10 protein-coding genes are annotated in these 12,380 nt (G+C 74.1%); 7 read left to right on the plus strand and 3 right to left on the minus strand.

What is annotated here, in order from left to right:
• Nucleotides 1–152 precede the first annotated feature (152 nt).
• A complete protein-coding gene (locus tag ACH4FX_RS13630; RefSeq protein ID WP_398478345.1) occupies nucleotides 153–3,839 on the plus strand; it encodes a hydantoinase B/oxoprolinase family protein in 3,687 nt (1,228 codons plus the stop codon).
• On the opposite strand, the gene ACH4FX_RS13635 is transcribed toward ACH4FX_RS13630, so the two are convergent.
• The 3 genes from ACH4FX_RS13635 to ACH4FX_RS13645 are packed head-to-tail and all read right to left on the minus strand — an operon-like array spanning nucleotide 3,816 to nucleotide 6,150.
• A complete protein-coding gene (locus ACH4FX_RS13635) occupies nucleotides 3,816–4,703 on the minus strand; it encodes a biotin-dependent carboxyltransferase family protein (protein WP_398478347.1) in 888 nt (295 codons plus the stop codon). The two genes, ACH4FX_RS13630 and ACH4FX_RS13635, sit on opposite strands and share 24 nt — an antisense overlap.
• Entirely contained in the window at nucleotides 4,700–5,377 is a 678-nt protein-coding gene (gene pxpB / locus ACH4FX_RS13640) for a 5-oxoprolinase subunit PxpB (RefSeq protein ID WP_398478349.1), read from the minus strand. The genes ACH4FX_RS13635 and pxpB overlap by 4 nt, the downstream gene beginning before the upstream one ends.
• Nucleotides 5,374–6,150 (minus strand): LamB/YcsF family protein, encoded by a 777-nt coding sequence (locus ACH4FX_RS13645; RefSeq protein WP_398478351.1) that lies wholly within the window; start codon nucleotides 6,148–6,150, stop codon nucleotides 5,374–5,376. Before ACH4FX_RS13645 ends, pxpB begins: the two co-directional genes overlap by 4 nt.
• Nucleotides 6,151–6,402: 252 nt before the next feature.
• Between ACH4FX_RS13645 and ACH4FX_RS13650 the strand changes: the two genes are divergently transcribed.
• From ACH4FX_RS13650 to ACH4FX_RS13675, 6 genes are all read left to right on the plus strand, one after another.
• The gene (locus tag ACH4FX_RS13650) at nucleotides 6,403–7,128 is read left to right on the plus strand and encodes a GntR family transcriptional regulator (protein ID WP_398478353.1); all 726 of its coding nucleotides are present in this window, start codon (nucleotides 6,403–6,405) and stop codon (nucleotides 7,126–7,128) included.
• Between the two features lie 121 nt (nucleotides 7,129–7,249).
• On the plus strand, nucleotides 7,250–7,960 hold the full coding sequence (locus tag ACH4FX_RS13655; RefSeq protein ID WP_398478355.1) for a DUF969 domain-containing protein: 711 nt from the start codon (nucleotides 7,250–7,252) through the stop codon (nucleotides 7,958–7,960).
• On the plus strand, nucleotides 7,957–8,925 hold the full coding sequence (locus tag ACH4FX_RS13660) for a DUF979 domain-containing protein (protein WP_398478357.1): 969 nt from the start codon (nucleotides 7,957–7,959) through the stop codon (nucleotides 8,923–8,925). Before ACH4FX_RS13655 ends, ACH4FX_RS13660 begins: the two co-directional genes overlap by 4 nt.
• Before the next feature lie 125 nt (nucleotides 8,926–9,050).
• Nucleotides 9,051–9,704, plus strand: a complete 654-nt coding sequence (gene pcp, locus ACH4FX_RS13665) for a pyroglutamyl-peptidase I (protein WP_398478359.1) — start codon at nucleotides 9,051–9,053, stop codon at nucleotides 9,702–9,704.
• A 55-nt stretch (nucleotides 9,705–9,759) separates the two neighbouring features.
• Nucleotides 9,760–11,301 carry a hypothetical protein gene (locus tag ACH4FX_RS13670; RefSeq protein ID WP_398478360.1) on the plus strand — a complete coding sequence of 514 codons (1,542 nt, stop codon included), beginning with the start codon at nucleotides 9,760–9,762 and terminating at the stop codon, nucleotides 11,299–11,301.
• Between the two features lie 130 nt (nucleotides 11,302–11,431).
• The gene (locus ACH4FX_RS13675) at nucleotides 11,432–12,328 is read left to right on the plus strand and encodes a hypothetical protein (RefSeq protein WP_398478426.1); all 897 of its coding nucleotides are present in this window, start codon (nucleotides 11,432–11,434) and stop codon (nucleotides 12,326–12,328) included.
• Nucleotides 12,329–12,380: the final 52 nt, after the last annotated feature.

A 12,380-nucleotide genomic window follows, 5' to 3' on the forward strand; every position in this document is an offset into this window, starting at 1 on the left:
TGGTCAAGGGGGCGTAAAGGCGATGAAGTGAATTGCGCCGGACCGCCGGGCGGGTCCCGGGCGGCCCGCCCGGCCGCACCGGGCGCCGCGGCCGGGCGCGGCCGCCGGGCGGAAAACGCCGGGTCCGCCAAGTCCGCTGTCACAATGGCGGTATGACGGGACGCTGGGAGTTCTGGATCGACCGGGGCGGCACGTTCACGGATGTGGTGGGCCGGCGGCCCGACGGGAGACTGGTCACCGGCAAACTCCTCTCGCACCGTCCGGGCGACGATGAGGACGCCGCCGTGGCCGGCATCCGGATGCTGCTCGGCCTGGCGCCCGGCGCCCCGGTTCCCGCCGAGCGGATCGCCGTGGTCAAGATGGGCACGACCGTGGCGACCAACGCCCTGCTGGAGCGCACGGGCGAGCCGACCGTGCTCGTCACCACCGAGGGCTTCCGGGACGCGCTGCGCATCGCCTACCAGAACCGGCCGCGCATCTTCGACCGGCGCATCGTGCTGCCCGAGGCGCTCTACGAGCGGGTCATCGAGGTCCCCGAACGGGTGGACGCGCGGGGCGCGGTGGTCCGGCCGCTGGACCCGGAACCGGTGCGGGCGGCGCTGGCCCGGGCGTACGCGGACGGGCTGCGCAGTGCGGCGGTGGTGCTGCTGCACGGCTACCGCCACGCGGACCACGAGAAGGCGGTGGCCGCCCTGGCGAGGGAGGCGGGCTTCGCGCAGGTCAGCTGCTCCCACGAGGTCAGCCCGCTGATGAAGCTGGTGCCGCGCGGCGACACCACGGTCGTGGACGCCTACCTGTCGCCGATCCTCGGCCGCTACGTGTCCGAGGTGGCGCGCCGGCTCCCGGGCGTACGGCTGATGTTCATGCAGTCCAACGGCGGGCTGCGGGAGGCCGCGCACTTCCGCGGCAAGGACGCGGTGCTCTCCGGACCGGCGGGCGGCGTGGTCGGCATGGCCCGGACCTCCGCCGCGGCGGACGGCGGGTACGACCGGGTGATCGGCTTCGACATGGGCGGCACCTCCACCGACGTGTCGCACTACGCGGGCTCCTTCGAGCGGATCTTCGGCAATGAGGTCGCGGGCGTGCGGATGCGGGCGCCGATGATGAACATCCACACCGTCGCGGCGGGCGGCGGCTCGGTGCTGCACTTCGACGGGCGGCGCTACCGGGTGGGCCCGGACTCGGCCGGCGCGGTGCCCGGCCCCGCCTGCTACCGGCGCGGCGGGCCGCTGACCGTCACGGACGCCAACGTGATGCTGGGCCGCGTCCAGCCGGCGCATTTCCCCGCGGTGTTCGGCCCGGACGGCGACCAGCCGCTGGACGCCGCGACGGTACGGGAGCGTTTCGCGCGGCTGGCCGAGGAGGCGGCCGAGGCCACCGGCGACCGGCGCGGCCCCGAGGAGGTGGCGGCCGGGTTCCTGGACATCGCCGTGCTGAACATGGCCAACGCGGTCAAGAAGATCTCCGTGCAGCGCGGCTACGACGTCACCCGCTACGCGCTGACCAGCTTCGGCGGCGCGGGTGGCCAGCACGCCTGCGCGGTCGCCGACGCGCTGGGCATCGACACGGTCGTGGTGCCGCCGCTGGCCGGTGTGCTGTCCGCGTACGGCATCGGGGTCGCCGACGCGACGGCCATGCGCGAGCAGGCCGTCGAGGTGGAGATCGACCCGGAGTCGGACGCGGCGGCCGTGCCCGAGGTGCACGGCGTGTGCGACCGGCTCGCCGAGCGGACCCGCCGCGAACTGCTCGCCGACGGCGTGCCGGGGGAGAGCATCAGCACCCGGGCCCGCGTGATGCTGCGCTACGCCGGTACGGACTCCGCCCTCGCCGTGGCGCTGGACACGCCGCGGGCGATGGCCGCGGAGTTCGTGAACGCGCACCGCGCGCGCTACGCCTTCACGATGGACAAGCCGCTGATCGCCGAGGCGGTCTCGGTCGAGGCGGCCGGCGCGGCGGGCGGCACGGCCGGGCACGAGGTGCCGACGGGGGAGCGGACGGGGGAACTGGCGCCGGTCGCGCGGGTGCGGATGTTCGCGCAGGGACGCTGGCAGGACACCGGGCTGTACGCCCGCGACGACCTGCGGCCCGGCGACACGCTCACCGGACCGGCGATCATCGCCGAGGAGGACGCGACGACCGTCCTCGACCCGGGCTGGCAGGCCCGCGCCGGGGAGCGCGGCCATCTGCTGCTGACCCGGGCCCGGCCGCGCGCGGGCGGCGCCGCGGTCGGCACCGACGCCGACCCGGTCATGCTGGAGGTCTTCAACAGCCTCTTCATGGCCATCGCCGAGCAGATGGGCGTGCGCCTGGAGAACACCGCCCACTCCGTCAACATCAAGGAGCGGCTGGACTTCTCCTGCGCCCTCTTCGACCACGAGGGCAACCTCATCGCCAACGCCCCGCACATCCCCGTGCACCTCGGGTCGATGGGGGAGTCCATCAAGGAGGTGCTCAAGCGGCGGCGCGGCGCGGGGGACATGCGGCCGGGGGACGTGTACGCGGTCAACGACCCGTACCACGGCGGTACGCACCTGCCGGACGTCACCGTCGTCACCCCCGTCTTCGACGACGCCGGCCGGGAGCTGCTGTTCCTGGTCGCCTCGCGCGGCCACCACGCCGAGATCGGCGGCATCACCCCGGGCTCGATGCCCGCCTTCAGCCGCACCATCCAGGAGGAGGGCGTCCTCTTCGACAACTGGCTGCTGGTACGGGACGGGAGGCTGCGCGAGGAGGAGACGCGCGCCCTGCTCGCCGCCGGGCCCCACCCCTCGCGGGCCCCGGACGCCAACATCGCCGACCTGCGCGCCCAGATCGCCGCCAACGAGAAGGGCATCCGCGAGCTGCGCAAGATGATCGCCCAGTTCGGGCTGGACGTGGTGCGCGCCTACATGGGACACGTGCAGGACAACGCCGAGGAATCGGTACGCCGGATCATCGCGCGCCTGGAGGACGGTGCGTACCGCTACGAGACCGACGGCGGCGCGGTGATCCAGGTCGCGCTCACGGTGGACCGCGCGGCCCGCGCCGCGGTGCTCGACTTCACCGGGACCTCGCCGCAGCTGCCCGGCAACGCGAACGCGCCCAGCTCGGTGGTGATGGCCGCGGTGCTCTACGTCTTCCGCACGCTCGTCGCCGAGGACATCCCGCTCAACAGCGGCTGCCTGAAGCCGCTGGAGGTCCGCATTCCGCCGGGCTCGATGCTGGCGCCGGAGTTCCCCGCGGCCACCGTCGCGGGCAACGTGGAGACCTCGCAGGCGGTCACCGGCGCGCTCTACGCCGCGCTCGGCGTGCAGGCGGAAGGGTCGGGCACGATGAACAACCTCACCTTCGGCAACGACCGGGTGCAGTACTACGAGACCGTCGCCAGCGGCTCGGGCGCGGGCGACGGCTTCGACGGCGCGGACGCCGTGCAGACCCACATGACCAACTCGCGGCTGACCGATCCCGAAGTGCTGGAGTGGCGCTACCCCGTACGGGTCGAGAGCTTCGCGGTACGGGAGGACAGCGGCGGGCGCGGGCGCTGGCGCGGCGGCCGGGGCGCCGAACGCCGGCTGCGCTTCCTGGAACCGGTGACGGTGGCGCTGCTCACCGGGCACCGGCGGGTGCCGCCGTACGGCATGGCGGGCGGCGGACCGGGCGCGACCGGCGCCAACCTGGTGCGGCGGGCGGACGGCACGGAAGAAGCGCTCCAGGGGTGCGACGTGGCGGAGCTGGGCGCGGGGGACGTCCTGGTGATCCGGACGCCGGGGGGCGGCGGGTACGGGGTGCCCGGACCGGGCCCGGGCGGTCCTGACGCGGCGCCCGGGCCGCCCGGGTCAGGCGCGGCCGGAGAAGCGTGACGGCCGGGGCACGAAGCGGACCGGTGTCCCCGGCACCGCCTGGGCCGCCGCCGCCAGGAACCGCTCCGGCACCACCCCGACGACCGGGTAACCGCCGGTCGTCGGATGGTCGTTGAGGAACAGCACCGGCAGACCGTTCGGTGGCACCTGGAGCGCCCCCAGCGGCATGCCCTCGCTGGGCAGTTCCCCTTCCTTGCGCCGTTCCAGCGGCGGTCCCTCCGTGCGCAGCCCGATGCGGTTGCTCGCCGAGGACACCCGGAAACGCCCGATGGCCAGCGTGCGCAGCCCCGCCTCGGTGAACCAGTCGTCGCGCGGCCCCAGGACGCACGGCAGCACCAGTTCGGCGATCGGCAGACCCGCGCGCACGACGGCGTCCGCCCGCGCGGGCGGACCGTACGGGTCGCCGAGCGGCAGCACCCCGCCGTCGGACAGCGGCGCGGGCCCGAGCCCGGACAGCAGGTCGGCGGCGCGGCTGCCGAGCACCGGCTCCGCCGCGACACCGCCGGCGAAGGCGAGGTACGAGCGGAGCCCGGCGGTGGCGGGACCGGCGTCCAGCACCGCGCCTGCCGGGACGCGCACCGGCGCGCCCCAGGGGGCGGGGCGGCCGTTCACCGTGACCGGGCACGGCGCGCCGGTCACCGCGGCGACGGTGGCCGTGCGGACCCGTACGGCACAGCCGGTCAGGGTCGTCTCCAGGGTGGCGGCTACGGCCGGGTTGCCCACGAGGCGGTTGGCCAGCCGGTGGGCCGGCTCGTCCAGGGCGCCCGCGCGCGGCACACCGAGGTGGGCGTGTCCGGCGCGGCCCAGGTCCTGGACGGTGGTCAGGGCTCCGGCGCGGACGACGCAGAAGGCACGGTCGGTCATCGGGCCTCCAGGGACGGTGCATCCGTAACCGGTATGAAGCGAACACGGGTGCCGGGGGAGAACAGGGCCGCCGGTTCGCGGTCCGGATCCCACAGCTCGACGTCGCTGGTGCCGATGAGCTGCCAGCCGCCGGGGGAGGAGCGCGGGTAGACGCCGGTGTACGGGCCGGCCAGGGCGACCGAGCCGACCGGGACCTTGGTGCGCGGCGTGGCCCGGCGCGGCACGTGATGGCGTTCGGGCAGCCCCGTCAGATAGCCGAAGCCGGGCGCGAACCCGCAGAAGGCGACGTGGAATTCCGTACCGGAGTGGATGCGCACCACGTCCTCGGGGGTGGTGCCCCACAGGGCCGCCACATCGGCGAGGTCCGGGCCGTCGTAGCGCACCGGGATCTCGACGGCCGGGCGGTCGTCGGCGGTGACCGGGCGGATGTCCCAGCCGGGCAGTTCGGCGGCCAGCCGCCCCGGGTCCGCCAGGCCGTCGAGCAGGACGGTGCGCGCGGCCGGGACGATCTCGCGGACCGCGGGGAGGGTGCCCGCTGCGGCCCGGCGCAGCAGCTCGGCGTGGAACGCCTCGACGGCCGCCGCGTCGTCCAGTTCGACGAGCAGCCCGTGGGCGCCGACCGGCAGGGGGCGCAGCGGCAGCCGGGTCCGGCCGGCGCCGTGGCCGGTGCTCACGCGAAGCTGCCGATCCGCACGCCGGCCGCCGTCAGCTCGTCGCGCACCCGCCGGGCGAGGTCCGCGGCGCCGGGGGTGTCACCGTGCAGGCACAGCGAGCGCGCGTCGATCCGTACGGTGCTGCCGTCGATCGCGGTCACCGTGCCCTCCGTCGCCATGCCCAGCGCGCGCTTGACGACCGCGTCGGGGTCGTGCAGCACGGCCCCCGGCTCGCGACGCGGGACCAGTGTGCCCTCAGGGGTGTAGGCGCGGTCGGCGAACGCCTCGCCGACGACGGGCAGCCCGACGCGGCGGGCCGCCTCGTGCAGCTGGGAGCCGGGCAGGCCGAGGATGGGCAGGGGGGTGCCGGCGATGCGTACGCCCTCCAGGACGGCGGCGGACTGCGCCTCGTCGTGGACGCAGCGGTTGTAGAGCGCGCCGTGCGGTTTGACGTAGCCGACCCGGGTCCCGGCGGCGCGCGCGAAGACCTCCAACGCGCCGATCTGGTACGCGATCTCGTCGGCCAGCTCGCGCGGCGGCACGTCCATGGCGCGCCGCCCGAAGCCGGCGAGGTCGCGGTAGGAGACCTGGGCGCCGATCACCACGCCGCGCTCGGCGGCCAGCTCGCAGACCCGGCGCATGGTGCTCGGGTCCCCGGCGTGGAAACCGCAGGCCACGTTGGCGCTGGTGACGACGGACAGCAGGGCCTCGTCGTCGGTGAGTTCCCAGCGTCCGAAGCCCTCCCCGAGGTCGGCGTTGAGGTCGACGAGGGGGGCGGTCACCGGGTCGCTCATATACGTCGTACGTCCGTTCCGGGAGGGGCCGCGCGGGCGGGCGCCCGGCGGCGGGTCACTGATGGCGGGGGCCGGTCGGCCCGTATCCGTAGTGGCTCTCCCCCTGAGGGCACTCGGGCCGACCGGTGATGGGGCCAACGTAGGCGATCGTTCAACGATCCGACAAGGGGTGTGTTGTCTCGTTCTGCCATCTGGGATTGACTGCCGCTCACCACACACGAGGTCGGGCACGGGGCGAAAGCGGGGACGATCATGGCGGGCGGAGTGGCACGGGGCGATCGGCACGGTCTCGCCGAGGTCTCGGAGCTGGCGGGCGACCGGGTGCTGCTGGGGCGCTCCAGCACCGCGGAACGGGTCGCCGACATTCTCCGGGACCGCATCACCGAGGGCTACTTCCCGCCCGGGGCGCGGCTGTCCGAGGAGAGCATCGGCGGGGCCCTCGGCGTCTCCCGCAACACCCTGCGCGAGGCGTTCCGGCTGCTCACGCACGAACGTCTGCTGGTGCACCAGCTCAACCGCGGCGTTTTCGTGCGCATCGTGACGGTGGCCGACCTGGACGACATCTACCGCGTCCGTACGCTCGTGGAGTGCGCCGCGGTCCGCAGCCTGGGCGAGCCGCCGTACCCGGTGGGCGCCATGGAGGCCGCCGTGGTGGCCGGCGAGACCGCTTTCGCGGAGCGCGCCTGGCGCGACCTGGGCACCGCGAACCTCCGCTTCCACCAGGCGGTGGCGGGCCTGGCGGGCAGCCCGCGGACGGACGAGCTGATGCGCGGCGTGCTCGCGGAACTGCGCCTGGTCTTCCACGTGATGGACGATCCGCGGCGCTTCCACGCGCCGTACCTGACCCGCAACCGGCAGATCCTCGAAGCCCTGGAGGCCGGGGACGCGGCCGACGCGGAACGGCTGCTGGAGTCCTACCTGGAGGACTCGCGGGCGCAGTTGTCCGGGGCGTACGCCCAGCGCATCGCCGCGCGCTAGAGCGCTCGGGACGCCGGTATTTCGCTCCCGCCAACCCCTTGTCGGATCGTTCAACAATCACCTAGCCTCCTCGCATCCTCCTCACGGTCCGCGTGAGGTCCCGTATGCGGAAGGCGGACCCATGATCGTGCTTCTCGGCGTGCTCGTGGTCGTGGTCGGCTTCGCCACCAAACGGAATGCCCTGCTGGTCGTGGGCGTGGCGGGCATCGTCACCGGTCTGCTCGGCGGCCTGTCGCCGCGGGAGGTCCTGGCGGCCTTCGGCACCGGCTTCGCGAGCAGCCGGGCGGTGACGATCTTCGCGATCACGCTGCCGGTGATCGGTCTGCTGGAGCGCTACGGGCTCCAGGAGCAGGCCCGCCGGCTGATCGCCCGCTTCGGCAAGCTCACCACCGGCCGCTTCCTCGCCCTCTACATGGCGATGCGGCAGATCGGCGCGGCCGTCGGCCTGACCCAGGTCTTCGGGCACGCGCAGACGGTGCGCCCGCTGGCCGTGCCGATGGCCGAGGGCGCCGCCGAGCGCAAGCACGGGCGGCTGACCGAGAAGTCCCGGGAGAAGGTCCGCTCGTTCTCCGCCAGCGCGGACAACGTGGGGCTGTTCTTCGGCGAGGACGTCTTCCTCGCGGTCGGCTCCATCCTGCTGATCACCACCTTCGTCAACACCACGTACAACACCCACCTGGAGCCGCTGCACCTGGCGCTGTGGGCCATCCCCACCGCGCTGTGCGCCCTGGCCGTGCACGGCTGGCGACTGCTGCGCCTGGACCGGTACCTGGAACGCGAACTGGTCGCCGCCAACATCGAGCCCGTCGCCGTCGAGGGAGCAGCCAAGTGATCAAGGCAGAGTGGTTCTACTGGCTCGTCGGGCTGAGCTTCCTGGTGATGGCCTCCCAGATGCTCACCGACCGCAGCAACCCCAAGCGCTTCGGCACCACCGCCTTCTGGGGCCTGCTCGGCGCCGGCTTCTTCTACAGCAGCTGGGTGGTGGCCGAGAAGGCCCCGCCCGAGCCGCTGGGCGTGGCCGTCCTCGCCATGGTCGTCCTGGCGGGCTTCGGGTTCACCGGCCGCGGCACGCCGCGCACCACCACGCCCGAACAGCGCGAGGCGAGCGCCCTGAAGCTGGGCAACAAGCTGTTCGTGCCCGCGCTGGCCATCCCGGTCGTCGCGCTGCTGTGCGCGGTCCTCGTCAAGAAGCTCTCGATCGGCGGCGAACCGGTCCTCCAGGAGGGCAGCGAGACCATCCTCGGCCTGGGCATCGGTGCCGTTGTGGCGCTCGTCGTCGGCATGGTCCTGCTGCGCGAGAAGCGGGTTACCGTTCCCATACAGTCGGGGCGGTCCATCCTGGAGACGATGGGCTGGGCCATGCTGCTGCCGCAGATGCTCGCCACCCTCGGCACCATCTTCCAGGTCTCCGGCGTCGGCACCGAGGTCGGCAAGCTGACCACCTCGATCCTGCCGAAGGACTCGCTGTACGTCGCGGTCATCGTCTACTGCGTCGGCATGGCCCTGTTCACCGTCATCATGGGCAACGCGTTCGCCGCCTTCCCCGTGATGACCGCGGCGGTCGGCTGGCCGGTGCTCATCGAGCACTTCCACGGCGAGGCGCCCGCCGTCCTGGCCATCGGCATGCTCGCCGGGTTCTGCGGCACACTGGTGACCCCGATGGCGGCCAACTTCAACATCGTCCCGGCCGCGGTGCTGGAACTGAAGGACCAGTACGGCCCGATCAAGGCCCAGCTCCCCACCGCCGGCATCCTGCTCGGCTGCAACATCGTGGTCATGGCCCTGTTCGCCTTCTGAGCCCCTCTTCCGGGGCTGCCTTCCGGGCCCGCTCTCCGGCTCCGCCCTCCGGCCCACTCGTACCGCACCCGCCGGACGCGTACCCTTCGCACCGGCGCGTACCTCATGAACCACAGGAAATGCCCATGACACGGACAACGCGGGTCCTGCTCACCGGATTCGAACCCTTCGACGGCGAGCCCACCAACCCCTCCTGGGAAGCGGTGCGCGCCGCCGCCGCGGCCCCGCCCGACGGCCTGGAGTTCGCCACCGCCGAACTGCCCTGTGTCTACGGGCGCTCGCGCACCGCGCTGCGCGAGGCCGTCGCGGCACACGACCCCGACCTGGTGCTGTGCGTCGGACAGGCGGGCGGCCGGCCCGACCTGACCGTGGAACGGATCGCCGTCAACCTCGACGACGCCCGCATCCCGGACACCTCGGGCGCCCAGCCCATCGACGAGGCCATCGTCCCCGGCGGCCCCGCCGCGTACTTCGCCGCGCTGCCGGTCAAGGCGTGCGTGGCCGCCGTGCGCGAGGCGGGGCTGCCCGCCTCCGTCTCGCACACCGCGGGCACCTTCGTCTGCAACCACGTCTTCTACGACCTGATGCACCTGATCGCCACCGAGCGGCCCGCGCTGCGCGGCGGCTTCGTGCACGTGCCGTACGCGCCCGGACAGGTCACCGACCGGTCGCTGCCCTCACTCCCGGTGAGCGCGGCGGCCGAGGGGCTGCGTGTGATCGCCGCCACCGCCGCCCGTACAAATGCGGACATCAAGGTCGTCGGAGGGGCCACCCACTGACGCGGGCCCCGTGCCGTTTCGTCCGTTGTCAGTGGGAGCGCCTACGCTGTGCGACGTGACTTTTCCTGCCCCGGGGACCGCTGCGTCCCAGCTCAACGGCCCGGCCCGGCCCGAAGGCGCCGCCCGGCCCGCGCCGGGCCCGGCCGCCGACGAGGGCCTCGCCCGCCGGCTGCGCGCCCTCGCGTGCACGGCGCCGCTGCATGACCTGGACGCGCGCAAGGCCAACCTCGCCGGTGAGTACGGGGTGTACGCGATGGCGGAGGTGGCCCTCGCCGCCATCGACCTGGTCACGCTGCACATGGACTTCGACACCGGCGCCGACCACGAAGAGATAGTGGCCAGGCTGCTGCCGCGGATCGCCGCGCAGGCCCCGCACCGCCCCGCCGCCGAGCACGGGCGCGTCGCCCGCTGGGTGCTGGAGAACCTGATCAACGTCGGCAGCGTGGACCGCGGCTTCCGCGCCGTGTACGGCACCTTCGGCCCCGAGGGCGAGTACGTCCGCCGCGACTACGACTTCAAGCTGATCGAAGAGGTCCCCGGCCCCGGCGGCGGGGTGTATCTGCGCACCACCGACGAAGCGGTCAACGTCCTGGTCGGCGCCCTGGACACGGACGTGACGAGCGCCCAGATCGCCGCCGAGGTCAAGCTGGAGGTGCTCATCAGCCGCGGCCGGCTGGCGGACGCCCAGCTCGCCGCCGAGCAGGCCCGCTACCGCACCGTGCAGTACGCCGAGACGCTGCGCCGCACCCTCGACGCCACCCGCCGCAACGTCCGCGCGGTGGACTGGCTGCGCGCCGTCCCCGACATGATCGCCGAGGCGCTGGACCACGTCGCCGAGCGCTACCGCCACGAGAACGCGATCCTCACCAACATCCGCAAGGCCCGCGACGAGGCCGAGGACCAGGAGCACAAGCGCCGCGCCGCCGAGCTGGTGGACATCGTCAAGGACTGCATCCGCCGGCACACCCAGCTCCAGTCCCGGCTGCTGGAGGCCGGCCCGCTCTTCCGCGCCGAGCAGGACCGCCAGGCGTTCGCGCCGCCCGCCGGCCACGCCGGCCTCGACCTGTACGGCCAGCTGGTCGCCCCGGTGCTGCCGCTGCCCGTGGAGCAGGCGACCCGGGTCACCGACGCCTTCTTCGCGCGCGGCACGGGCTTCCGTACGGGCACCTCCGTACGGCTCGGCGACCTCGTCGGCCTGCTCTTCCAGCCGCCCGTCGAGCGCGAGCACCTGGGCGCCGAGATGCCCGAGCCCGACCTGATCGCCACCCCGGACGACAGCCGCTTCTCCGAGGAGCAGCTGGAGGCCGCCCAGGCCCTGCTCGACCTGCCCGCCGACGCGCCGCGCCGGCTGTCCGGCCTGCTCGCCGAGGCCCGCCGCAGCGACCCCGACCTGCCGTATCTGGTCGCCCTGCTGGCGGTCCACGCGGCGAGCCCGCCGGTCGGCACCGCCTACCGCCAGGGCGAACAGCACCTGCTCTTCGCCGTCGACGACGGCACCGTGCTCGACGACCCGGAGTTCGGCGGCGCCGACCTGATCGTCGGCAAGGCCCTGCTGGACGCGGCGGGCATGGCCGCGGACCGCTCGGAGGCGGCGTGAGGCCGGCCGGGCGGGGCGCGCACAGGACGCCGGCGGCAGGGCGTCGGAAGGAAGTTCGCATGGAGGTACGGGCGTGAGTGAGTACGGAACCGGCGCCGAGGGCGGCGCCGAGGACCCGGCGCAGGGGGACCTGCCCGGCGCGGCGGACCAGCCGGCCTGGTCCGCGCCCGGCCCGGGCCCGGCCGAGTCCGCGGGCCCCGCGCCCGTGACACCCGCCGACGCCGCGGACGCCGCCCGGCTCGTCTCCTTCGGGCTCCAGCCCAAGCTGCTGCCCGCCCGCGACGCCGAGTACGGCGAACTCCTCCGCCGCTACCGCGACGAACCCGCCTTCGCCCGCCTGGCCGACGCCGTCGCCACCGGGCTCGGCCTGGTCGTCCTGGAGGTGTCGCCGCGCGCCGGCATGGCCGTCACCGCCGACGAGGACTCGGTCTTCGCCGTACGGATGGGCGACTACGCCCGCCGCGCGTCCGCCGACTCCGCCGACCGCTTCCTGCACGGCCTGGCCCACCTCGCCGTCGCCGCGATGGCCTTCCCCCGCCCCGAGGACCTCGCCGACGACGGCTACATCGGGCGCATCACCGTCAACGGCGTGGACGCCTTCGTCCGGCAGGCGTGCCGCCGCCTGGAGGAGCGCGCCGAGGAGCAGGGCGAGAACACCGACCCGGCCACCGACGCGCCCGGCCTCGAAGCCGCCTGGCGGACGTACGCCCGGCGCAGCGCGACCGGCGCCACCAAGGACGCCCGGCGGCTGGCCGGTTCGACCACCGGCATCATCGCCAAGGCCGTCGCCTTCCTCGTCGACTCCGGCTTCCTCCAGCGCACCGGCGACGACGCCGGCGGCGCCTACCGCACCACCGCCCGCTACCAGCTCCAGGTGCGCGACATGGCGGGCAGCGCCGCCATGGCCGAGCTGCTGGAGCTGGGCGTGGTCCCGGTCGGTGACGGCAGTGCCACCCTGCTGCCCGCCGAGGACACCGACGACCTCGACCTGGTCTCCGACGCGGGACTGCCCTTCCACTCCTCCTGACCGCCCGGGGCCGGGCACCACCCGGCCCCGGCCCCTCCGACCGCCGGTCCAC

Source organism: Streptomyces sp. NPDC018019, assembly GCF_044327805.1.
Lineage (GTDB): Bacteria > Actinomycetota > Actinomycetes > Streptomycetales > Streptomycetaceae > Streptomyces.